General features: G+C 42.9%; 23 protein-coding genes. 7 read left to right on the top strand and 16 right to left on the bottom strand.

Going from position 1 to position 23403, the window contains the following annotated elements:
* The first annotated feature begins 75 nt into the window (after positions 1–75).
* Positions 76–564: a transcription elongation factor GreB gene (gene greB / locus ABTQ23_RS06790; RefSeq protein WP_408614913.1), complete on the top strand. Its 489-nt coding sequence runs from the start codon at positions 76–78 to the stop codon at positions 562–564.
* A gap of 213 nt (positions 565–777) precedes the next feature.
* Here greB and ABTQ23_RS06785 read toward each other — a convergent pair whose 3' ends face one another.
* Both ABTQ23_RS06785 and kdgK read right to left on the bottom strand, forming a co-directional pair.
* Positions 778–1185, bottom strand: coding sequence for a gamma-glutamylcyclotransferase (locus ABTQ23_RS06785; protein WP_408614912.1), 408 nt, complete (start codon positions 1183–1185; stop codon positions 778–780).
* A gap of 143 nt (positions 1186–1328) precedes the next feature.
* Positions 1329–2267 (bottom strand): 2-dehydro-3-deoxygluconokinase, encoded by a 939-nt coding sequence (gene kdgK / locus ABTQ23_RS06780; RefSeq protein WP_408614911.1) that lies wholly within the window; start codon positions 2265–2267, stop codon positions 1329–1331.
* Positions 2268–2505: 238 nt separating this feature from the next.
* Here kdgK and ABTQ23_RS06775 point away from each other — a divergent pair, with 238 nt between their 5' ends.
* On the top strand, positions 2506–3033 hold the full coding sequence (locus tag ABTQ23_RS06775) for a YgjV family protein (RefSeq protein WP_408614910.1): 528 nt from the start codon (positions 2506–2508) through the stop codon (positions 3031–3033).
* Positions 3034–3234: 201 nt separating this feature from the next.
* Positions 3235–3576, top strand: a complete 342-nt coding sequence (locus tag ABTQ23_RS06770; protein WP_408614909.1) for a DUF3634 family protein — start codon at positions 3235–3237, stop codon at positions 3574–3576.
* Positions 3577–3642: 66 nt separating this feature from the next.
* Here ABTQ23_RS06770 and ABTQ23_RS06765 read toward each other — a convergent pair whose 3' ends face one another.
* Positions 3643–5700, bottom strand: a complete 2058-nt coding sequence (locus tag ABTQ23_RS06765) for a methyl-accepting chemotaxis protein (RefSeq protein ID WP_408614908.1) — start codon at positions 5698–5700, stop codon at positions 3643–3645.
* 285 nt (positions 5701–5985) lie between these two features.
* On the opposite strand from ABTQ23_RS06765, the gene ABTQ23_RS06760 reads away from it, so the two are divergent.
* Complete coding sequence (locus ABTQ23_RS06760) at positions 5986–6900, top strand: HAD-IIA family hydrolase (protein WP_408614907.1); 915 nt, start codon at positions 5986–5988, stop codon at positions 6898–6900.
* Between the two features lie 63 nt (positions 6901–6963).
* On the opposite strand, the gene asnB is transcribed toward ABTQ23_RS06760, so the two are convergent.
* The 9 genes from asnB to cspD form a co-directional block, all read right to left on the bottom strand.
* Positions 6964–8634, bottom strand: coding sequence for an asparagine synthase B (gene asnB / locus ABTQ23_RS06755; protein WP_408614906.1), 1671 nt, complete (start codon positions 8632–8634; stop codon positions 6964–6966).
* 180 nt (positions 8635–8814) lie between these two features.
* Positions 8815–10404 (bottom strand): cation:proton antiporter domain-containing protein, encoded by a 1590-nt coding sequence (locus tag ABTQ23_RS06750; protein ID WP_408615043.1) that lies wholly within the window; start codon positions 10402–10404, stop codon positions 8815–8817.
* A gap of 179 nt (positions 10405–10583) precedes the next feature.
* Positions 10584–11291, bottom strand: a complete 708-nt coding sequence (locus tag ABTQ23_RS06745) for a DUF2982 domain-containing protein (RefSeq protein WP_408614905.1) — start codon at positions 11289–11291, stop codon at positions 10584–10586.
* A gap of 83 nt (positions 11292–11374) precedes the next feature.
* Positions 11375–12502 (bottom strand): ribosomal protein uL16 3-hydroxylase, encoded by a 1128-nt coding sequence (locus tag ABTQ23_RS06740; RefSeq protein ID WP_408614904.1) that lies wholly within the window; start codon positions 12500–12502, stop codon positions 11375–11377.
* Positions 12503–12564: 62 nt separating this feature from the next.
* On the bottom strand, positions 12565–13932 hold the full coding sequence (gene purB, locus ABTQ23_RS06735; RefSeq protein WP_408614903.1) for an adenylosuccinate lyase: 1368 nt from the start codon (positions 13930–13932) through the stop codon (positions 12565–12567).
* Positions 13933–13958: 26 nt separating this feature from the next.
* Positions 13959–14582, bottom strand: coding sequence for a high frequency lysogenization protein HflD (gene hflD / locus ABTQ23_RS06730; protein ID WP_408614902.1), 624 nt, complete (start codon positions 14580–14582; stop codon positions 13959–13961).
* A complete protein-coding gene (mnmA, locus tag ABTQ23_RS06725) occupies positions 14579–15691 on the bottom strand; it encodes a tRNA 2-thiouridine(34) synthase MnmA (protein WP_408614901.1) in 1113 nt (370 codons plus the stop codon). The genes hflD and mnmA overlap by 4 nt, the downstream gene beginning before the upstream one ends.
* A 57-nt stretch (positions 15692–15748) precedes the next feature.
* Positions 15749–16441 carry a pseudouridine synthase gene (locus ABTQ23_RS06720; protein ID WP_408614900.1) on the bottom strand — a complete coding sequence of 231 codons (693 nt, stop codon included), beginning with the start codon at positions 16439–16441 and terminating at the stop codon, positions 15749–15751.
* 199 nt (positions 16442–16640) lie between these two features.
* Positions 16641–16856, bottom strand: coding sequence for a cold shock domain-containing protein CspD (gene cspD, locus ABTQ23_RS06715; RefSeq protein WP_408614899.1), 216 nt, complete (start codon positions 16854–16856; stop codon positions 16641–16643).
* 208 nt (positions 16857–17064) lie between these two features.
* Between cspD and clpS the strand changes: the two genes are divergently transcribed.
* Positions 17065–17385, top strand: coding sequence for an ATP-dependent Clp protease adapter ClpS (gene clpS / locus ABTQ23_RS06710; RefSeq protein WP_408614898.1), 321 nt, complete (start codon positions 17065–17067; stop codon positions 17383–17385).
* Between the two features lie 39 nt (positions 17386–17424).
* Positions 17425–19689, top strand: a complete 2265-nt coding sequence (gene clpA, locus ABTQ23_RS06705; RefSeq protein ID WP_408614897.1) for an ATP-dependent Clp protease ATP-binding subunit ClpA — start codon at positions 17425–17427, stop codon at positions 19687–19689.
* 74 nt (positions 19690–19763) lie between these two features.
* On the opposite strand, the gene infA is transcribed toward clpA, so the two are convergent.
* From infA to aat, 3 genes are all read right to left on the bottom strand, one after another.
* On the bottom strand, positions 19764–19982 hold the full coding sequence (gene infA / locus ABTQ23_RS06700) for a translation initiation factor IF-1 (protein WP_016401030.1): 219 nt from the start codon (positions 19980–19982) through the stop codon (positions 19764–19766).
* A 69-nt stretch (positions 19983–20051) separates the two neighbouring features.
* Positions 20052–20753, bottom strand: a complete 702-nt coding sequence (locus ABTQ23_RS06695; protein WP_408614896.1) for an arginyltransferase — start codon at positions 20751–20753, stop codon at positions 20052–20054.
* Complete coding sequence (aat, locus tag ABTQ23_RS06690) at positions 20750–21436, bottom strand: leucyl/phenylalanyl-tRNA--protein transferase (protein ID WP_408614895.1); 687 nt, start codon at positions 21434–21436, stop codon at positions 20750–20752. Before aat ends, ABTQ23_RS06695 begins: the two co-directional genes overlap by 4 nt.
* Before the next feature lie 56 nt (positions 21437–21492).
* Here aat and ABTQ23_RS06685 point away from each other — a divergent pair, with 56 nt between their 5' ends.
* Positions 21493–21972: a glycine zipper 2TM domain-containing protein gene (locus ABTQ23_RS06685; RefSeq protein WP_408614894.1), complete on the top strand. Its 480-nt coding sequence runs from the start codon at positions 21493–21495 to the stop codon at positions 21970–21972.
* Between the two features lie 47 nt (positions 21973–22019).
* Here the strand turns inward: ABTQ23_RS06685 and trxB are convergent, their stop codons facing one another.
* A complete protein-coding gene (trxB, locus tag ABTQ23_RS06680; RefSeq protein WP_408614893.1) occupies positions 22020–22973 on the bottom strand; it encodes a thioredoxin-disulfide reductase in 954 nt (317 codons plus the stop codon).
* Positions 22974–23403 lie beyond the last annotated feature (430 nt).

Genomic DNA, 23403 nt, shown 5'->3' with positions numbered 1-23403 from the left:
CATTGGCAGTATATTAGTTGCTTCTAATAACTCGGGCTTGTCCTGTCCTGTATAATCTTGAAGTTGGGATTTACGTTGAGAACAAATTTAGTAACCCCCGAAGGGTTCGAAAGATTAACCAAAGAGCTTAATTATTTGTGGCGGGAATATCGTCCTGAAATTACCCAAAAAGTTGCGTGGGCCGCAAGTCTCGGTGATCGCTCTGAAAATGCAGATTATAAAGAAAATAAGCGATTACTTAGGCAAATTGACTCACGAGTTCGCTTCTTACGTAAGCGCTTAGATGCACTCAAAGTCGTTGAATATTCACCTGTTCAAGAAGGGAAAGTGTTTTTCGGTGCCTGGGTTGAAGTTGAAAATGAACAGGGTGAACAAAAGACCTTTAAAATTGTCGGGCCTGATGAAATCTACGGAGAACATCAGCATCACTATATTTCAATTGATTCCCCCATGGCCAGAGCGCTGCTAAAAAAAGAGGTGGATGACGAAGTGACGGTGAATACACCTAATGGTGAGCAGCTTTGGTATATCAACAAAATTAGTTATCAAACAGCGTTGCTGTGACAGTTGTCGCTAGGAGTATTTTTTAAAGGGGAGAGGTCGATATAGAGAACAACTCTTTATTTTTGTAGTACTAGGATTTTTGTAGTGCTGGTTTAATGCGTCTTTAGCTTGAAGGCAAAAATAACCTTGTCTGTTATCAGACAGAAAATAATAAGCCTTAAGCTAAACAGGGCAGGTTGACATGCCCTGTATTATCGGTAACTCGATAATTGCCTATGCTGAAACGGTGCTCTCTTGGCGAGATTTTTCTTGTTTTAATGGGCTTTCATAAACGCCAGCCAAGGCAGCATAGCCTTCACACATGACATAAAGCCAAGCGCTTCCAAACCCGCTAATATCGCAGCGGATACGGTCATGAACGGTTGGATAACGAAAATAACTATCCATCTGTTTGAGTTCTGCTAAATTAACTGCGTAAATTTTGACATCCAATGCTTGGTTGCCACCACGAATCACGACAGGTTTTTGTTTGTACTGGTAAAGTGCAAATTGAGCCGGGGTTTGATAGCGGCCTATATAATCACAACTTGCCAACAGTTGATTTGTTTCTAAGCTATGTTCCTCACCAACTTGACCATAAACAGCAATATAGATATCTCGTTCCGGTTGAGTATGTTGCATGATTAACTTACCTTAATTGTCCTTAATCTAACTTAAGAAGAAGTTCTTTATATCCCCTTTAAAGGGCTATCAGAGTTTCTGATAAATTCATATATCAATTAAATGACCAGGGAAGGGTATATGACACCTTCCCTGATGAGAGCTTATGCCAATGATGGCATATGGGTTACATCAATAATCGCGCCTTTATGACGAATCACGGTTCCCGCAAGGTCGTGTCCCCACCTTGCACAAGTTTGTGGATCTTTACCCAGTAGCATTGCACCAATAAAACCAGCGCCAAAGGAATCACCTGCGGCGGTCGTATCAACAACGGCTTCTTTAGGTACAACATTTGCGGCCACAGTATAATGATCATTTTCTACATAAATATGACAAGGTTTGGAGCCCATTTTCAATACAATTGATGTCACTCCTAGCTGGCGGGTTCTGGCTAGGCAGTCATCAGTTGTATGTTCGCCATAAAGTTCAAGCTCATCATCAAAAGTTAAAAGAGCTAAATCAGTAAGGCTGAGGATTTGTTTATAGATCTGCTGGGCTGTTTTTGCATCGCTCCAAAGTGCAGGGCGATAGTTATTGTCGAAAATAACTTTGCTACCAGCAGCTTTGGCTTTTTCTAGTGCTGCAAATAGATTTTCACGACTTTTCGGCGTTAATATAGCCAATGATATGCCGCTTAAATAAATCCAATTAAACTGCGTCAACGCTTTTGCAATCTGCGGGTAGTTGTCTTGTTCTAAACAATATTTAGCAGCGGCGTCATTTCGCCAGTAGCGAAAATGGCGTTCACCATCTGGATCGGTTTCAATCAGGTACAAACCTGGCAGTTTGTTTGCAATTTGCTGGACATACTGAGTATCAATTCCTTCTTGTTGCCAGCTATTAAGCATTTCCTGACTAAAGATATCCTCACCAAGTCCGGTAATATAACTTACGTTAACATCAGCCGAGCGGGTTAGCCGAGAAAGGTAAACAGCTGTGTTTAACGTATCACCACCAAATTTACGACTTAACAACCCTTGTGACTGTTGTTGCAGTTCGACCATGCACTCGCCGAGTATGGCTATCTGCAATTGACCCATGATTACTCCTACAATGTGACGCAAGATGCGCTTGTATGAAAGATTCAGATAACTATTCTAACGGTGAGTTTTTTCATCAATATTGATTTAACACCATTTTTTCATTATCCAACGAAATTTTTCACTAGATTAAGAAACACCGTTTTAATTATATCGTTGATGGAAATTTGTTCCTAGCTTTTCTTTACAGATAAATCGGAACGATGTTCTAATGTAAGCGTTAACAAAGGGGATGGATATGCTCGAACACTTTATGGGCCACTTCTGGGGCCAATTGTTTGGTTTTATTAGTTTTGCTTTAGGCGTCTTAAGTTTCTTGCAAACCGATGATCGAAAACTCAAATTGATCATGGTTGTTTTAAATATCAGTAATACCATTCATTATGCTTTATTTGGGGCGATGACCTCGTTGGTCGCTTCTATTTTGTCGACCTTTCGAACCGCCTTGTCCGTTAGAACACGCTCATTAGTTGTGGCTCTGATTTTTATTGCTTTAAATATTGGCCTCGGCAGTTGGGTTGCACAGTCTTTTTCCGATTTATGGAGCGTGATTGGGATGGCGATTGGCACTTATGCTCTATTTAGGCTGAAAGGAATGCCAATGCGATTTGCTTTTTTAGTCGGATCGAGTTGTTGGCTCGTCAATAACATTATTGTTGGATCAATTGGTGGGACCTTATTGGAAATTATGATGATCTCGGTGAACGCGACAACAATTTTCCGACTGTTTCGGGCCCGGAATAAAGCGCTTTGCGATGCACATTAAATGTATCTGTGATGAGTTTATTCGCTTAAGCGCTTAAAAAAATTAGTTTTGAATCTTTGCCAAGGTTCGCCCCCATAAATCAATAGGTTGAAACTTACCAAATAAACTGATTGGAAAATTCTATCTATCAAAGAAAAGATCAGCGTTATAATCTGCCTTGATGAGTTGGCTCATCAGTCCAATTAATCAAGGGAGGTGTTCATGGTGTTGGTTTGCCTCATTAGCCTGGGAGCTTTGTTGGTCGTTGCCTACTGGCAATCTCTTGGGCGTTATACATTTGTGCTGATGATTGAGAAGGATGGCGTTCGAATGCTCAAAGGACATGTGCCTGATTCGTTTATTACTTTTTGTCAGACTGTTTCGTTCATTACTCCTGCACAACATCGGGTCATCGTTCGTGGCGATCGCCATCTGGGGCAGCTCCGCCTCACTTTTTCACGTCATGTCGATGAAACAACGCGCCAGAAGCTGCGCAATCAATTTCCTTATTCAGCTTATGGCAATGCTCAATTAGATTGGAAATTACCAAATCATCTTGAGTAATTGATTTTTCATGAATTAATAAAAAAGGTAGCGTTAATCGCTACCTTTTTCTTTATGGGATAAAAGTTAAACTTTAAAGCGACTGACCAGTTGGTGTTGCTCTTGTGCAATATTGCCAATGACTTGGCTCACTTGCTGAGTTTGGCCGCTCACTTTTGTGATACTTTGTCCAACTTCTCGAATTTGATTGACGTTTTGACTGATTTCATTGGCTACAGCACTTTGCTGTTCTGCTGCACTTGCGATTTGCTCTGCCATTTGCAATACCTCGTTGTTAGCTGAGGCGATATCAATCAGTGTTTCATTGGTATGTGAGACCTGTTGGGCGGTGTCTTGAGCTGCCTGATTGGCTTGTTCAATGGTTTGTACAACGTCGTTAGTTTCAAGTTGCAATTGACCAATCACCGATTCAATTTCACCGATCGAGTCTTGGGTGCGGCTAGCAAGCGAGCGAACTTCTGAGGCGACAACTGCAAAGCCTCGGCCATGTTCTCCGGCTCGGGCCGCCTCAATCGCTGCGTTAAGAGCCAATAGGTTGGTTTGTTCGGCAATATTTTGGATAACGAGTAAGATATTGCTGATATTTTCACTGCTCGCAACGAGTTTTTTAATTCTTTGTTGAGACTGTTCTAACTGACTACTCAGTGAACTCATCGCTGTTTGAGAATCTTGTGCAGCTTTTTGTCCTTGGTGGACTGACTGCTGAGCCGTATTCACAGTTAAGTTTGTTTGTTGAGTATTATCGGCAACTTCTCGTGAGTTTGCTGCCATCTCTTCGACAGCCGTCGCGACTTGGTCGACCTGAGCAAATTGCTTGGTAATACTCTGACTGGTTTGGTCAATCAATTGAACCGTGTGGCTACTGTTTTGCTTCATGTTATCAACTGAGATGACCACATCTTTAATTAATTGGCGCAATGAGCCTACAAAACGGTTGAAGGCATCACTGAGCTGACCGATTTCATCCTTACTAGTTACCGGAACTTGGTAAGTAAGATCAGCATCCCCTGTGGCGATTTTTTCAAGTTCATTGCGTAATTTATGCAGTGGTCTCAGCAGCGGGCCAGTAAACACCCAAGTTAAAACAATCATCACGACCGCAACGATAATTCCAATCAGAAACTGCTGACTTAGCGCTTTGGTTGCATTGGTGGAGAGTTCTTGACTCATCACCTGCTGGGCTTTTAGAACTTGTTGCTCTGGCAAGCGAACCATGATGCCCCATTGGGTATTTAAATCGGCAAACGATAGTGGGTAAAAGCTGGTAAACTGATGTTTACTCTGGTCCCATTGGCTGACGATTTTGTCATTACTAATCAGCTGAGCCATATTACTAGGCGTGCTACTTTGGTCGCTATCACGTGTAATCAACGAGCCATCTTGTCCTGTCAGTACAATGCTCCCTGAGCCATCGTATAGAGCTTTGTCCATAGACTGGATCTGTTGATTAATCAGTGAGGAATCGATAAGCAGGGCGGCCTCAGCAATGACTTTGCCTTTTTCTTTAATCGGTATCGATAACCAGAAACCTTGGGCTTTATTGGTCGCTGCGCGTAAACAAGCCGTTGCATTATCTAAAGCGCAAAGTGCCGGTTGCAGTTCTGGTGATTTAAGTTGTTTGGAACTGATGGGCTTTTGCGTATATTTACCATCATTATTAATCCATCGAGCGGTAAACTGACCTACATCGTTACTGCCAAGATAATCCGATCCGATATAGCTGATATCATCTTCACCTAACTGGCCCGATTTAAATATGATTGTTATCTGGGAAGCATGTTTGTCACTGCTTAATTGTGCCTTAAGCATGGCAACGATGGATGAGCGTAGATTTGAACCTGGCAAGTAATTTTTAAGTGTATTGGCCTTGGAAGATAAGATTTGCGTGCCTAATAAATCTAACTGGTTTTTGCGAGTTTCAATTGCCCTGGTGAGTTGAGAGATCCGGCCTTTTAATTCGGTAGCGACCAGCTGTTGGGCATTTTGTTTAAGAAGCGTTCCCGCTTGTTGAGTAATTATTTTGCTATTGTGGCGAGATGAATAGATAGTTGAAACCATCAATAAGCAGACGGTTACAATAAGTGCCACCGCAGTAAATACCGTAAGTTTCCATCGAAAAGACATCTTTATCATTCCATTACAGTTTCGAAGTCTACAAGATTAGCCGATTTCCCGGTGCCCATCAATTATAACTAAGCCTTAAATCACTAATAAATTTCAAGAAAATCCTCAATGGGAGGTTATCTCTGCTAAGTTGTTTTTTAAAAGTGGAATATGCCAGACAAGTCTATTTTTTAATCAGCATTTAGATAAATTAGTTAATTAGTAAGTCATTTATAACAAAACTATCGATTAATAACGGAGATCGGTATGATAGTGACTTCTGTTTATTAGCTGTGTTTTATTTTTATGATTAATAGTCCTAGTGATGCCTTTCGTACTTATTTAAATATGCCGGAACGGATGCCTTGTTATTCAGGTGAAAAACACCCGTTTCAGGTCATTGATAATATCTGTGAAATTAGTGATAAAATTGATGTATTTCTATTTGATGGCTATGGAGTTCTCAATGTTGGCCAGACTGCGATTGATGGCGCTGTTGAGCAAATTAATAAATTAAGAGCCATGGGTAAAAGTATTTATGTGCTAACCAATGCAGCCACTCAAGACATGCCAGGACTAGTTCAAAAGTATCAAAAATTTGGTTTCAATTTTAAGTCAGAGCAAATTATTAATAGCCGTGAAGTGATGATGCAGGAATTTTTAGCGCAAACTTCACCAGAGCAAGGTTCTGTTGGGGTCATTGTTCCTGAGCAGTATCGCCCGGTTAGCACTGATTATCATGAAATTTATCCTGAAGATGACGCTTTTTGGGATGCTGATCAGTTTTTGTTTTTAAGTGGCAATGGTTGGAATCAGAATTTACAACAACGCTTAGTGCAATCGCTAAAAAATAAACCACGGCCAATTTGGGTCGGAAATGCAGATTTGATTGCACCACTTGAGCATGGGGTTTCCCATGAGCCAGGCAGTTATACATTAACGCTTGATGAGCAGCTTTATCCTTGGGTTCACTGTTATGGTAAGCCGTTCCGACCTATCTTTGAGCGCGCATTAAGTTACATTGAACGCGATTGTGGAAAGGTTGAACCATCACGAATTGCTATGATCGGTGATACCTTACATACCGATATTCTTGGCGGGGCTGCTATGGGCTTTAAAACCGTGTTGGTGACCGGGTATGGTTTTTTGCGTGATATGGATGTGCAAGTAAGCATTGATCAAGCGCAGATATTTCCAGATTATTGCCTAACTAAAATCTAGCGCAGTTATAAAAAAGCCCACTGACACAGCAGTGGGCTTATACATATTTTAGTTTACAAGCAATTACACTTTATAAGCTTCGTTATGTACGTTTGCAACTGCTCGGCCTGATGGGTCAGCATGCTGCGTAAAGCTTTCATCCCACGCTAATGCTTCAGGTGTTGAGCAAGCAACCGATTTACCCCATGGTACACATTCAGCCGCACTATCTAATGGGAAGTGCTCTTCGAAGATACTACGATAGTAATAAGCTTCTTTTGTGTCTGGTGTGTTGATAGGGAAACGGAATTCAGCGGTTTCCATCATTTGATCAGTGACTTCAGTTTCCACAAACTCTTTTAAGCTGTCGATCCAAGAATAGCCAACCCCATCAGAGAACTGCTCTTTTTGCCGCCAAGCAACGCTGTGCGGTAAATAGTCTTCAAACGCTTCACGCACGATATGTTTTTCAATTTTACCGTGGCCACACATTTTAGCTGCTGGGTTCAAACGCATTGCAACATCCATGAACTCTTTATCCAAGAATGGTACGCGACCTTCAAGGCCCCAAGCTGCCAGAGCTTTGTTAGCCCGCAGACAGTCAAACAAATGTAGTTTTGACAATTTACGAACAGTTTCTTCATGAAACTCTTTGGCATTCGGCGCTTTGTGGAAATACAAATAGCCACCGAAAAGTTCATCAGAACCTTCACCAGAAAGAACCATTTTGATGCCCATTGCTTTGATTTTTCGAGCCATCAAATACATTGGGGTTGAAGCACGTATAGTTGTGACATCATACGTTTCAAGATGATAAATCACATCACGCAACGCATCTAAACCGTCTTGAACGGTAAAGTGAATTTCGTGGTGAACCGTACCTAGATAATCGGCAACTTCTTTCGCCGCTTTTAAATCGGGTGAACCTTCCAAGCCAACAGCGAAAGAGTGCAATTGTGGCCACCAAGCAGCTGATGCATCGTTATCTTCAATACGGCGATCTGCAAATCGTTTGGTAATGGCTGAAATAACCGATGAATCCAAACCACCCGAGAGCAGTACGCCATAAGGTACGTCACTCATGAGCTGACGTTTAACCGCGGCTTCTAAAGCATCACGCAATTCTTCAACAGAAGCTGGGTTATCTTTGACATTGTCATATTCTTCCCAATCACGCTGATAATAACGAACTAACTCACCATCTTTGCTATCTAAGAAATGTCCCGGTGGAAATTCACGAACAGTTTTGCAAATAGGGGTCAGAGCTTTCATCTCTGAAGCCGCATAGAAGTTACCGTTTTCGTCATAACCTGTATACAGTGGGATAATTCCCATATGGTCACGACCAATCAGATAACGATCTTGTTCTTCGTCATAAAGGATAAATGCAAAAATACCGTTCAAGTCATCTAAGAAGGCATTTCCTTTTTCTTTATAAAGAGCAAGGATGATTTCACAATCGGATTCGGTTAAAAAGTTGTAATTGCAATTGAGATTAGCGCGCAACTGTTTGTGATTGTAGATCTCACCATTAACCGCTAGAACATTCGTCCGTTCTTCATTATAAAGCGGTTGAGCTCCATTATTTACATCAACGATTGCCAATCGTTCGTGAGCTAGGATTGCGTGGTCTGAGGTATAAATACCCGACCAATCAGGACCGCGGTGACGCAGCCGTTTTGACATTTCCAGAGCAACTTTTCGAAGCTCTGAGACATCCGTCTTAATGTCAAGCACGCCAAAAATTGAACACATATATTTCCCTTCGTTTTTTATCTCAATTAAACAACTATCCCTTACGGGGATAACCGATCATTCCAATTTGCCAATATCAGCAAATATTGCAAGTGGTTATTTGTAATTTTCTAAAATATTTTATTTTTGGAATGGCTTACGGATGTTTCTACTGTTTTATAGGGGATTTGGAGTGAAAAATTAACGTTTACTGTCTGAGCTGTTAACCGCATCATAGATGTGTTGAGCAAAACCAAGGCCGGCTTCTTCATACAAATTAACCACATGGTTAACTCCAAGAGCTTTTAGCGCGTCTTCATCATCTTCAAATCGACAGATAGCAGCAATTTCACCGGCATAATCGCGCCGATGTAATTGGGTAACGGCATATTCATTACCATTATGGTGAGGCATGGTCAAAAGTACCAGTTTTACGGATTTACTTAAAACCAGTTTTTCCCAAAAATCTGAGTCAGTTGCATCGCCTTGAATCACCACGCGGTTTGCTTCGATATGAGACTGAACTTTATTTAAATCGGTATCAATACCAATGACTTTCCCTGGGTAGTGTTGGCTCATGAGCTCATAGGCGCCAGAGCCAATACGGCCCATTCCGAGAATCACAATTTCCATATTTCCCAATTCGATAGGTAAGTCATCTAAGTGCAATCGATTTCGTTGTAATCGGCCGAGTAAATTCTGTACGCGCCGATAGATATAGTCGGCTTTTTGATTCAGTGGTGCACTAATAATAAAACTTAAGCTCAGTGCAATGGCTAAAATAGCCAGCCAGTGCCCATCGAGTAAATTACTTTTAACCGCTATGGCTGAAACAATTAAGCCAAACTCACTGTAATTGGCCAAGCTCAGGGTTCCCATCCAAGCTGTGCGAGAGCGAAGCCGGAAAACTAACATTAAAAGTAGATAAAGAATGGCTTTTAAAGGCAACAGTAGGGTGATTAATATTGCAATGACTAAGCTTCCAGCAGTTGGGAAATAATGCATGCCAATGGAGAGAAAAAAAGCGACTAAAAATAGCTCTTTAAATGCAAATAAATCACGGCTTAAATTGTTCGCTTGTGGAGTACCCGCTAACAGCATACCGATTAAGAGCGCACCTAAATCGGGTTTGATATGCACGCTATCAAACCATGCATAACCGACTACAAAAGCCATACAAAAGCCGACCAATAGCTGAACTTCACCGTGGCCTGCTCGATTTAGAAGCCGCAACAAGACAGGCCGAAGGGGGATGAGCGCGAGCAATGATAGCGCCCACAGCGATGGAACTTTTCCCGAGCTTACACTTAGGTAGATCACGGCAAATAGGTCCTGCATGACCAAAATACCAATTGCAACGCGGCCATATAACGATTGCAGTTCACTTTTGTCTTGCAAAACTTTTACAGCAAACACGGTGCTAGAAAAACTCAAGGCGAATGCCAGTAGCATGAGCGCTTCATTTGAGAGCACTTTTAGCTGGGAAATGGCCAGCCATTTAAGCGCGCTAAAAATGGCTAAAAATAAAAGCCCATTACAGATTAAGTGTAAGAATGCCGTCCCATAGACTTCGCGGCGTAAAAGAGTCCGTATATCCAGTTTTAAGCCAATTGAAAAGAGCAGTAACGTTACCCCTAAATTAGCGATGATATCGATGGCTGGAGCCTGATGAATACCTAACAGGTGCAGAACGAATCCGGCAACTAAAAAGCCTAATAGGGGCGGGAGTTTAACTAATTGAAAAAGAAATCCGGAGCAGGCTGCTGCCACTAAGATGACGATGTAATCCATTGTATTCATCGACAACAGTCCTTGAGCATATCAATCCTTTATCTGTATGCGTAATGAGTCTGGTGAACAAGAAGAGTGACGCGTGAGTTAAATATTCAATTTTCTGCTCGGTTAAGGCAAAAAAGTCATGTTATCTCGCGGCTTACAGAATAAAGCATAGCACCTGGTTTTTAATTCGCCTAGCTTTTGCAAGCAGAGTCGTTGCTGGATGTAATGCTATGCGCCATACCTTGATTGCGAAAATCTCGGGCTAAACGTAGAAATTGTTCGGGGGATTGTTCAAGAACGCTTTGATCGATAAGCAGGTCGTAACCCGTCATCTGACGCATGTTTGCCATGCGGTTTGCGAACATCGCTTTTAGACCGTGATAAATTTTACCTGAATGAGTATGGTAATAGTCATCTTCTAAAAGATGGTCACTGGGGCAAGTGCCTGAAGGGCATTCTTGGCGAAGAGCTGCATAAAGAGCACTGCGTTGTTCAGTAAGAAGATGAGCACATAATCGAGGGGAAAGGGTATCTAGCAAAAACTGTTCGTCGTTCAGCCGAATGCCAATATAATTTAATTCCAGTCGTTCAAAGCCACGTCCTACGCAGGGTATACCAAAACGATCTATTTGACGCCATGGTAAAGCCCAACCGCCATAACGGTGGTGAAATTGCAGATGGTCATGACACAACACCAGACCAAATTGAGGTTGGCCCGATTTACTCAGGCCGATACGAATCCCTAAATAGGCGAGGATAATACCAAATGCGGCAATAAAACTGACCGCAATGTTCGGAATATATAAAATGCCAACGCTAATAATTGCTAAAGCTATACCGATATAGAGACAGCTTTTGGCATTTTTTCGACAGCTTGAAGGTAGTTTAATGGTATCCATATCTGAGCCATGCATCTACGCCACTAGTTGTTAATAGTATGTTGCTTGACCCAAATAAATGCAACTGAGCTAAATCGAAATGGCTATAACCAATACCAAAAACCGCGGTTTACCCACTGCGTTAGTTGGCTAACAAATGCCTCATCTTTAAGCGCTTTATTTAAAAGATTGAAGTTAAGCTGACTTTGGTTGGCTAGCTGCTGATAGCCGGTAAAGTCTCCGTCAAATGGATAAGCTTCGCCGTCAATAAATAGCTCGCTTAACCCTTGCAAATAGATAACTTTTAGACCTTCAACGCGATGTAATATTTCCCCTTGCTCGAGTTGTTCGATTAACATCTCTGCTGTCAGGCACTCATCATCTTGCAGTGGTAAAATGTCAATATCGCGACGAGTCTGCGAAAAAAACCGACCAAAAAAGTCTCGCATCTGGCGGTTATCATTAAGCAAGTTTTGCATCAAACCTAATAATTTCTGCTGCTGGTGCCGAGTAATTTCGCCCCAAGCGTGGCCAGCAACCAATTCTGGATCGTTGTAACGGGTAAAAGGTTGGCTTTGATCGAGTAAATGGTCGGCAAAGGCACTGAAGAGCTCTTTTTGATCTGGGGCGCGAAAACCAACTGAGTAACTCAATGAATCATCAATTGAGACACCGTTGTGTGGGCAACCTGGCGGGATATATAAAACATCGCCACTTGATAACACCTCATCAATCGCAGGTGTAAATGGTTCACACTGTTTTAGCCCCGCTTCATTGGCAAATTCTTTGAGGTTCTGGCGTTCACCAACTTGCCAGTGGCGCTGTCCATGTCCTTGAATAATAAATACCCCATATTGATCAATATGAGGTCCTACTCCGCCTTGCGGGGTGGCGAAACTTATCATTAAATCATCAAAGCGCCAATTGGGAATAAAATGAAATAGTTCAGCCAATTTGGCGCAATCGTGATGCCAGTGATTGGTTGCTTGAACCAATAGTGAACTAGCGGGTTGTTCTAGCTCGTCAAATCTCTCAAATGGGCCAAACTGCACTTGCCAGTGGTTATCTCGAACAGTAACCAATCGCGACTGCAGTTCGTCTTCCATGGCGAGTCCTGCGAGTTCTTCAGCACTTAAAGGGTCGATAAAATCGGTAATTCCCTGGCGAATCAACAAAGGTTTGCGTTGCCAGTAATCCACCATGAAATGGTTGATGTCAAAATTAAGTTTCATTCCGTCTCGCTACAATAAAAGGCGAAAAAGCCACAGCACTGCGGCTGCGGCTTATTTTTATATTAAATGTCTTGGGCAAGTTTGATGGCTTGGCCAATATAATTTGCTGGAGTAAGCGCTTTGAGCTGAGTTTTTACTTGCTCTGGCAGCTCTAAGGTATCAATAAACGCCTGCATGATTTGCTGATCTACGCGTTTGCCTCGAGTCAGTTCTTTTAGTTTTTCATACGGTTTTTCAATGCCGTAACGACGCATGACGGTCTGGATTGGCTCGGCTAGAACTTCCCAGTTATGGTCTAGATCGGCAAGAATATTCGCTTCATTCACTTCTAGTTTACGAATACCTTTAAGCGTTGCTTGATACGCTATCAGTGAGTAACCCAGAGCAACACCGATGTTTCGTAATACGGTTGAATCGGTTAAGTCGCGCTGCCAACGAGAGACAGGAAGTTTACGCGCTAAATGGTCAAACAAAGCGTTTGCAATACCGAGGTTGCCTTCAGAGTTTTCAAAATCAATTGGGTTGACTTTGTGCGGCATGGTTGATGAGCCAATTTCACCGGCAATAGTTTTCTGTTTAAAGTAACCTAGGCTGATATAACCCCAGATATCTCGGTCAAAATCCAGCACAATTGTATTAAATCGAGCCAAGGCATCATAAAGCTCAGCGATGTAATCATGCGGTTCAATCTGAGTGGTATATGGATTCCAGCTTAGACCAAGGCTTGTTACAAATTCTTCTGAGAATTGATGCCAATCGATATCAGGATAAGCGCTAAGGTGCGCATTATAGTTACCCACTGCACCGTTGATTTTACCTAATATTTCAACTTGTTCGACTTGTGCTAACTGGCGACGCAGACGAGCTACGACATTGGCCATCTCTTTGCCAATTGTAGATGGAGATGCAGGCTGACCGTGCGTGTGCGAAAGCATTGGAATTGCCGCATATTGTTTGGCCAGTTCGCTGATGGCATCAATCATCTCATTAAGCTGGGCTTTGAGAATGTTTTCACGAGCTTCGCTAAGCATCAATGCGTAGGATAGGTTGTTAATATCTTCTGATGTGCAAGCAAAGTGAATAAATTCGCTCACCGCGAGCAATTCACTGTTATGGGCAACTTTTTCTTTAAGAAAATATTCAACGGCTTTAACGTCGTGATTCGTCGTGCTTTCAATGGTTTTAATGCGTGCGGCATCTTGCTCTGAAAAGTTCGCAACTAAATCATCTAGGAACTGATTGGTTGCGTCACTAAATGGGGGCACTTCACTGATCTCATTATGCGAGCTCAGTTTTTGTAGCCAACGGACTTCGACGGTAACTCGGTATTTAATTAAACCGAACTCGCTGCACAGTGCGCGCAATTGACGAGTTTTAGCACCGTAACGACCATCAATGGGGGAAATGGCTGTCAGCGCTGACAATTCCATGGCTTATCTCCTGGTTTTCATTTTTTCTAGAGTGTCGATAGACATTGCTCTACCTGGGTGAGTAGCTTACTTCGTTGGAAGATCAGCTGTAGTCGTTTACCTCCGACCTGCTGCCAGAGTATCGCCGCGCGGATCCCAGCAAGAAGGGTCGCACGAACACGATTCTGATTAGCAGGCTGCTGCAGTAAACGGCGATCGCCAGTTACCTGAATACGGCTTCCTAGCGGACTAATTATATCACTGTAAATGGCCGCTAAGCTGGCCTGAATTTGTTCATCAGTGATGGCAAAATGGTTAAGTTGGCGTTTCACTTGAGAAATACGCTCAGCGAGCATCGCCTGCATATCAGCGCGTTTATTGAGCCGCTTGGCTAATGCCAGAAGACCGACAATATAACGAGTGACTTCTGGGTCGCGCAGCTCATTGCGATGTCCCATTTGAGCTTTCATGGTATCCAAGCCGACTTTTAAACCGTTTAAAGAACCATAAACTGATTCTGTGGTGGGCGGATCGGTCTGTAATATACTGTTTAGTGACGCTTCTAAACAGTCTTGCGCAACGGACTGCCCGCGAGCAATTTGCTGAACAATTCGACAAGCCTGACAAATCCCAGCGAATCCAATTACTTGTTCTTCTAATGTATGAGTCATAGCTGCCTCTGGGCGTAACGAATCTCAATAATGCCGCCACCAAGACATTCTTCATTGTCATAAAATACTGCCGATTGGCCGGGTGTGACTGCTATTTGATAGCTATCAAATTCAACCAGCAATGTGTCATCATCAACGGGGACAATTTTGCACGGGATATCCTGCTGACGATACCGCGTTTTAACAACCGCGCGAAATGGTTCTTTGCGAGTTTGGCGATTAACCCAGTGCAGCTGTTTGACCTGCATCGCCATCGAACGCAGTCGGGGATGATCGTGGCCTTGACCGACAATTAACACATTACGTTCAACGTCTTTATCAACTACGTACCAAGGTTCTTCGTTGGCATCTTTACGTCCACCGATATGGAGTCCTTTACGTTGCCCCAAGGTGTGATACATCAACCCTTGGTGCTCACCGATGACTTCACCTTCAGCGGTTTCAATCTTGCCAGGACGGGCCGGCAGGTAACGCTGTAAAAATTCGGTAAACTTGCGCTCACCAATAAAACAGATCCCAGTGGAATCTTTTTTATCTGCGGTCACCAAACCTTGCTCTTCGGCAATTTTGCGCACTTGTGGCTTTTCTAGCTCACCGACAGGGAAGAGCGTTTGGGCCATATGTTGTTCACTTAATGTGTACAAGAAATAGCTTTGATCTTTGTTCGAATCTAAACCGCGCAACATTTTCCAATGGCCATCGATTAAACCATTACGAACATAATGACCTGTTGCGATGTAATCGGCACCGAGTTCTTCGGCCGCAAATTCTAGAAATGCTTTAAATTTAATTTCTTTATTACACATAATATCTGGGTTTGGCGTGCGTCCTGCCTGATATTCAGCTAAGAAATGCTCAAAGACGTTATCCCAGTATTCTGCGGCAAAGTTGACCGTGTGCAATGGTATTGCGAGTTTGTCACAAACGGCCTGAGCATCGGCTAAATCACTGGCGGCAGAACAGTAATCGGTCCCATCATCTTCTTCCCAGTTCTTCATAAACAAGCCTTCAACTTGATAGCCTTGTTCACGTAACAGGTAAGCTGAAACGGATGAATCGACACCGCCGGACATGCCGACAATTACTTTTTTACTGCTATTTGTGCTCATGCTAACTCGATACTAAAAATTTGCTCGCTATTCTAGCAGATGAGGCTAGGGCGATCACTATAAAGGGGTCTTTTTACGGCGTTTTGTTGGTGCTTTAGGCGACTGTTTTATTAGTTTAGCAATATTTGGATCATTGCTGATATCAGCGCTTTGCCCCGGTTCAAGTTGGTCCAAATGCCAAGGCCCAATTGATGCGCGAATTAAACGCAATGTGGGATGACCGATTGCCGCCGTCATTCTTCTAACTTGGCGGTTTTTGCCTTCTTTAATAACAAGTTCTATCCAAGTTGTGGCGATATTGGCGCGATAGCGAATCGGTGGGTTACGCGGCCAAAGTTTAGGTTCATCGATGATTTTAGCCTTCGCTGGGCGAGTTTTGCCGTCTTTAAGCTCAACTCCATCGCGAAGCTGTTTAAGTGCCTGTTCATCAGGCTCCCCTTCAACTTGCGCCCAATAGGTTTTTGCCATCTTTTGTTTAGGATTGGCTAATTGGTGAATTAGCTGGCCATTATTGGTTAGGATTAATAACCCTTCGCTGTCGCGATCAAGGCGTCCGGCCGCGTAAATATCAGGAATACTAATATAATCAGCGAGTGTTTCTCGTCCTTCGTTGTCTGAGAATTGGCAAAGCACCATGAAAGGTTTATTGAGCATGACAACACGGGTTGATGCTTGTGTTGTAATAGGTTTAGTGCGGTGACGTTCTTGGTGCGGACGTTTTTTATGCACAGATAAAGTCGTTTTATTCATGGGTTAATGATAGCAAAAATGCGTCATAAAATATGCGGTTATGATACAGGATTATGGGTAAAAACAGCCACCAAGATATTTTAGACAAAGAGAGTGCAAAGCAGCTCTTAAGAGCGGGTGTATTAGAGGACAAATGAAAAGCGGACCTATTATTATATTAAAAGGTCCGCTTTAGCTATCAGCGACGTAATACGTTCAATTATTTTGAGTTATCGTCAAAAACGATGCTCGTCGCGTGGTTACCTTTCGGGCCTTTTTGCATTTCAAATTGAACGTGCTGACCGGCTTTAAGGGTCCGATACCCCTCCATCTGGATGGTTGAGTAATGAGCGAAGATATCTTCGCCCCCCTGATCAGGGCAAATGAACCCAAATCCTTTGGCATTGTTAAACCATTTTACTGTTCCGGTTGGCATACGACATATCCCTATTTACTTGTGTTTTTACCAATGAACCACCATCATATCTAGAACAACTTAAAATATAGACATGATTTGCTATGGCAATTTTACAATCTAGTAAAAAAGTGCCAGCAGTCAAGAAGCAATTTTCAATTCTGCTGGTGTTGTCATTTTAAAGTCGTTAATGTGGTAGATATATTTCATTGAGGCTATAGTTTGAGATATGGGTAATCAGCCGAGCTGGACTGATTTTGAAGAATTAATCCAGACAGATAGAAAAACAGAACTTGAGCCCCCATCTCTATATAAAGTGGTGTTGAATAATGATGACTATACACCTATGGAGTTTGTGGTTGAGGTTTTGCAGCGATTTTTTAATATGGACCTAGAAAAGGCAACACAAGTGATGTTAACGGTTCATTATCGGGGTAAAGGCATTTGTGGGGTATTCACAGCGGAAGTTGCCGAAGCAAAGGTTGTTCAGGTGAATCAATACGCAAAAGAATTTGAGCACCCTCTGCTATGTACAATGGAGAAAGCCTGATTTAATCAATGATGTAGGGCCGTTTTGCAGGAGTCAGCTATGTTAAATAAAGAACTCGAGGTCACTCTAAATAAGGCGTTTAAAGAAGCTCGCCTGAGAAATCATGAATTCATGACGGTTGAGCATCTGTTGTGCGCTTTGCTAGATAATGGTTCTGCCAAAGAAGCATTAGAAGCATGTGGGGCGAATGTTAACCAACTCAGAGAAGACTTAAATAGTTTTATTGAGCAAACGACACCCGTTATTCCATCTAACGACAGTGATCGTGAAACTCAGCCTACGTTGGGATTCCAAAGGGTATTGCAACGAGCTGTATTCCATGTTCAATCATCGGGGAATCATGAGGTTACTGGAGCTAACGTTCTGGTGGCAATTTTTAGTGAACAGGAAAGCCAAGCGGTCTACTTTTTGAAAAAGTCAGACATCAACCGGCTTGATGTCGTTAATTATATCTCTCATGGCGTACGTAAAGTCGATGGTGATGATGATGGATTAGGGGGCGCAGCCGAAGAAGGCGAAAGCGTTTCTGAAGAACAAAAACAGTTAGAGAATTTTGCCACGAACCTGAACCAACAGGTGCTCAATGGTAAAATTGACCCACTGATTGGTCGTGATAGTGAGTTATCTAGAACGATTCAGGTCTTATGCCGTCGTCGCAAAAACAATCCTCTGTTGGTCGGTGAAGCGGGTGTCGGTAAAACTGCTATTGCCGAAGGGCTTGCTTATCGAATCGTTCATGACGATGTTCCTGAAGTTATCAAAGACGCGACTATCTACTCGCTAGATATGGGCTCCTTGTTGGCTGGAACAAAATATCGCGGCGATTTTGAAAAACGTTTTAAAGCATTGCTTAAACAGTTGTCCGGTGCTGAAAACGCAATTTTATTTATCGATGAAATTCACACCATTATTGGTGCTGGTGCGGCTTCTGGTGGTCAGTTAGATGCTGCCAACTTGATTAAACCGCTGCTCAGCAATGGCATGTTGCGTTGCATGGGCTCGACCACTTATCAAGAATACAATCAGATTTTTGAGAAAGACCGCGCGCTTGCTCGGCGCTTCCAAAAAATTGATATTGTTGAGCCTAGCGTTGATGACACAACAAAAATTTTGATGGGGCTAAAAAGCCGTTACGAAGCCCATCATGATGTGCGTTATACCAATAAAGCGATTCGTACTGCAGCCGAACTTGCCGCCAAATACATCAATGAACGTCATCTGCCAGATAAAGCGATTGATGTGATTGATGAAGCGGGCGCTAATATGCGGATGTTACCTGTTAGTCGGCGGAAAAAAACGATTGGCGTTTCTGATATCGAAGCAATTGTTGCCAAGATTGCTCGAATTCCAGAACAAAAAGTTTCTTCCACCGATAGAGAGGTTCTCAAAACCCTTGGTGAAACTCTGAAAATGATGGTGTTCGGTCAAGACCGAGCAATCGATGTCTTAGTTGATGCGATTCGTTTGAATCGTTCCGGCTTAGGAGTTGAAGGCAAACCTGTGGGCTCATTCTTGTTCGCAGGCCCAACTGGTGTTGGTAAAACCGAAGTGACACAACAGCTTGCCAAGGCAATGGGGGTTGAGCTGGTGCGCTTTGATATGTCCGAATACATGGAGCGTCACACGGTATCACGCTTAATTGGTGCGCCTCCAGGGTATGTTGGTTACGATCAAGGTGGGTTATTAACCGATGCTGTGATGAAACATCCGCATTGTGTGGTATTGCTCGATGAAATCGAAAAAGCCCACGAAGATGTCTTTAATCTGTTACTACAGGTGATGGACCACGGTACTTTGACCGATAACAATGGCCGACATGCTGATTTTCGTAATGTGATACTGGTAATGACCAGTAACGCAGGCGTAAAAGAAACGCAGCGCAGCTCAATTGGCTTTAAACAGCAAGATCACAGCTATGATGCGATGGATGAGATCAATAAAATTTTCTCGCCAGAGTTTAGAAACCGTTTAGATAGCATTATCTGGTTCAATGCACTGGATGAATCGATTATTGATCGCGTTGTCGATAAATTTATCGTCGAATTGCAAGCGCAGTTGGATGCTAATGGCGTCTCTCTTGAAGTGGATAAAGATGCACGCGCATGGTTGGCGATTAAAGGCTATGACCCAATGATGGGCGCACGTCCAATGGCTCGAGTGATCCGCGAGCAGTTGCGCAAACCATTAGCCAATGAGATTTTGTTTGGTGAACTAAACAAAGGTGGGCATGTAGATGTCTCTGTCGATAATGACACGGATGCATTGACCTTTGCTTATAATCGGGTTGCAGCAGAGCAAGTTTAATCGCTTGTTAGCGGATAACTTAAAATAAAAAAACCAGCGATTGAGCTGGTTTTTTTACATAGCGAAACAGTGACTTAGCGGGCACGGAATACAATACGTCCTTTAGACAGATCATAAGGTGTCAGCTGAACAGTCACTTTATCGCCTGTTAAAATGCGGATATAGTTTTTACGCATTTTACCGGAGATGTGAGCAGTGACCACATGACCGTTTTCCAGTTCAACGCGAAACATTGTGTTTGGTAATGTATCGAGAACTGTGCCTTGCATTTCAATGTTGTCTTCTTTCGCCATGATTCCTCAGTGAGTATACTCCAAAACTAAACGCCGCAAGAATGCCAGAATAAAGGCCTTGTGTAAAGTTTATTCGTTATATTCGCCCAGCCATTGGCCATATATAAAGCGTTGATGAGGATGAAAATGCTGTTTGTAATTCATCTTCTGACAACTGTCTATTTGGTAGCCTAAATAGAGCCATTGTTTTTGATTTTCTCTGGCTTGTTGAATTTGGGTAAGAATTAGCCAGCGACCCACCGAGCGTTTTTCAAGTTCAGGCGCAAAAAAGCTGTAGACAGCACTTAGACCCAGTTCTAGCCAATCGGTGATTGCGACGGCAACTAATTCATCTTGCAGGTAGGTCTCTAAAAAGCGAGTTGTCTGCCAATGGCTATGAATAAAGTCCCGATAGTCGTTAAAGTTATGGTGGGTCATTTCACCATCATTATGGCGACAATTTAAATAACGCTTATATAAATCAAACTGTTTAAGACTGAGTTGGTCTGCCCAGCGAAAAGACAAATCTTGATTGCGCTTTAGAACCCGCTTTTGCGAGCGAGTCGGCGTAAAGTTTTGAACGTCAACTTTTAGCGATTGGCATTGCTGACATTCAATGCAATGTGGGCGGTAGACTTCGTTACCGCTGCGTCTAAAGCCCTGTTCAATAAGCTGTTGGTAGGGCAGATTCGAGTCTTTAGCGCTAAAGACTACTAATTCACGAGCCCGTTGTGTGCTAAGGTATGGGCAATCATGTTCAGGAGTAATACCCGTGGTTAACGATATGCTCATAGATAACGAGGCTCCCAACATCCTGAGCGCAGTGGTTGATCTCGATATTGCTGCAGATAGTTATAAAACTCAGCTCGCGAGCAACTTTTGACGCCTAGTGATTGCAGATGGTCAGTGGGCATTTGCGCATCAATAAATTGACCGCCATATTGGCCAAAAAGATGTGCTAAATAAATAAATGCCATTTTTGAGGCATTGGTCGCTCGGTGAAACATCGATTCGCCACAATAGAACTGTCCAATATTTACCCCATAAAGGCCACCTACTAGTTGCTCGCCATCCCAAACCTCGATGGAGTGAGCATGACCTTGCTGATGAAGCATAATATACGCGCTTCTCATCTGATCAGTAATCCATGTTCCTTCTTGTGCGCGATCGGCGCAGCCATCTATCACTTTTGCAAAGGCAAGATTCACGCTTACTTTAAATGGCGTTTTTTTGAGCCACTTTTTCATGCTCTTACTGATATGCACTTCCTTAGGAGCAAGAATTGCGCGGGTACCGGGAGACCACCATAAAATGGGTTGGCGCTCATCAAACCAAGGAAAGATGGCGTGTCGATAAGCATAAATAAGTCTTTGTGGGCTTAAATCTCCACCAATGGCTAGCAGTCCGTCTGGATCATCAAGTGCCTGTTCAATGTCTGGAAACCAAAGTTCATCGGCTAACACATGCAATTGCATTGTATTTCTCTTAAACTCCTAACTAATGATGAGTCATCTTAAGGTATAGGCAAGTTATGAATATACGCTTTCGTTCTTGGGTTTTATTCTCTGTTGTTTTACTGACCACCACTCCGGTGTGGGCTAATTATCACCGTAACGTTGCCCGGCCCGTTGAGCAAGTTGTTTTTGGTGAGGTGACATCGGTTCGCTATTTTAATCCTACTCAAGCAAGGCATGTTCAACATAATCCTTGGAAGACGCTATTGGGGGGTGTCGTTGGTGGTGTCTTAGGAAATCAATTTGGCAAGGGATGGGGCAGAGTGGTGGCAACTGGTGTTGGCGCCGCTGCAGGTGGCGCAATTGCGCAGCAAGCTCAAGGGCCAGAGGATCAATCAGTCCAGTATCATTTGGTTGAGCTGCTGATTCGCGACAATGATACTCAAAAGTTAATTGATGTTGTGCAAGACTATGACCCAAGCATGCAATTTCATAAAGGGCAATCGGTACGAATTCTTTATTTTAAAGAAGGGGTTCGGGTCGATACTGACTATTAACTGAAAGCAAATTGACCAATCAGCCAGCAAGCTGATTGGTCAAAGAATTATTTCAGGCTATCAAGATAGCGTTCAGCATCAAGAGCTGCCATACATCCTGCGCCTGCTGATGTTATCGCCTGACGATAGATATGATCAGCAACATCCCCAGCGGCAAAGACGCCAGGTACACTGGTTGCGGTGGCGTTACCCTGAGTTCCAGAGGCGATTTTAATGTAGCCGTTGTTCATCTCCAACTGACCTTCAAAAATACTGGTATTAGGTTGATGGCCAATTGCAATGAATGCCCCCATGACGTCTAACTGAGAAAGCTCACCTGTTTGAGTATCTTTGAGTTTTACGCCAGTGACGCCCATCTCATCGCCTAACACTTCATCAAGCGTTTTATTCAGGTGCAGCGTCATATTGCCGTTTTCTACTTTGTCCATCATTCGGTCCAGTAGAATTTTTTCACAGCGGAATTTTTCACGGCGATGAATGACGTGTACCTCTGATGCGATATTTGATAGATACAACGCTTCTTCAACGGCGGTATTACCACCACCGACCACAACTACTTTTTGATTGCGATAGAAAAAGCCATCACAAGTGGCGCAGGCTGATATCCCTTTACCTTTAAATGCTTCCTCTGAAGGCAGGCCCAGATATTTAGCAGAAGCACCTGTGGCGACAATGAGCGAGTCACAGCTATATTGACCACTATCGCCAAACAACATCAAGGGACGAGTAGTTAAATCGACACGGTTGATGTGATCGAACACAATGTTCGTTTCAAACTTCTCAGCATGTGCTTTCATGCGCTCCATCAGCGCAGGGCCTGTTAACCCTTCAGGATCACCGGGCCAGTTTTCAACTTCAGTGGTTGTGGTTAGCTGACCGCCTTGTTGGATGCCTGTAATTAAAGTAGGGTTCAGATTGGCCCGGGCTGCATAAACAGCAGCGGTATAGCCAGCAGGGCCGGAGCCTAAAATGATGACCTGACTATGTTGGGTTTCACTCATAGAATAAACTCTCATTATTATTGACTGTTTCCCCATATGATAGATGAATGCTTGCCTAGATCGAAACCTCTGTTATAACATTTTTATATCATTTGTATGAATTGCTTATAAAAAGAGCGATTTTTGCAAATTACAGTGTGGTCTATTGTTTTGCCGCCTCAAAAACCTCCGGTTTATATGGGATCTTCCAATAATTGATTAATTTGCAGAGATAAATGTCGTTTATGCTTGCGAAAATATAGTTTTTATGCAAGATTGATGGAGTTAGTAAAACTTAGTTTTACTGGCCACTAACCAATGGTCTCAATCAACCTCTCGATATAGTTAAAGCTTTTATATTGGCTGAACAGTAACTTAGAGGGCTTTGAGCTTACTTCGTGTGTGAACCTATTTTCTAGGTAAATTATTTGCGGACTAACTCGTCAACAGT

The sequence above is a fragment of the Celerinatantimonas sediminis genome (genome assembly GCF_046054195.1).
Classification (GTDB): Bacteria; Pseudomonadota; Gammaproteobacteria; order Enterobacterales; family Celerinatantimonadaceae; genus Celerinatantimonas.
This window is presented reverse-complemented; position numbering and strand designations above follow the sequence as displayed.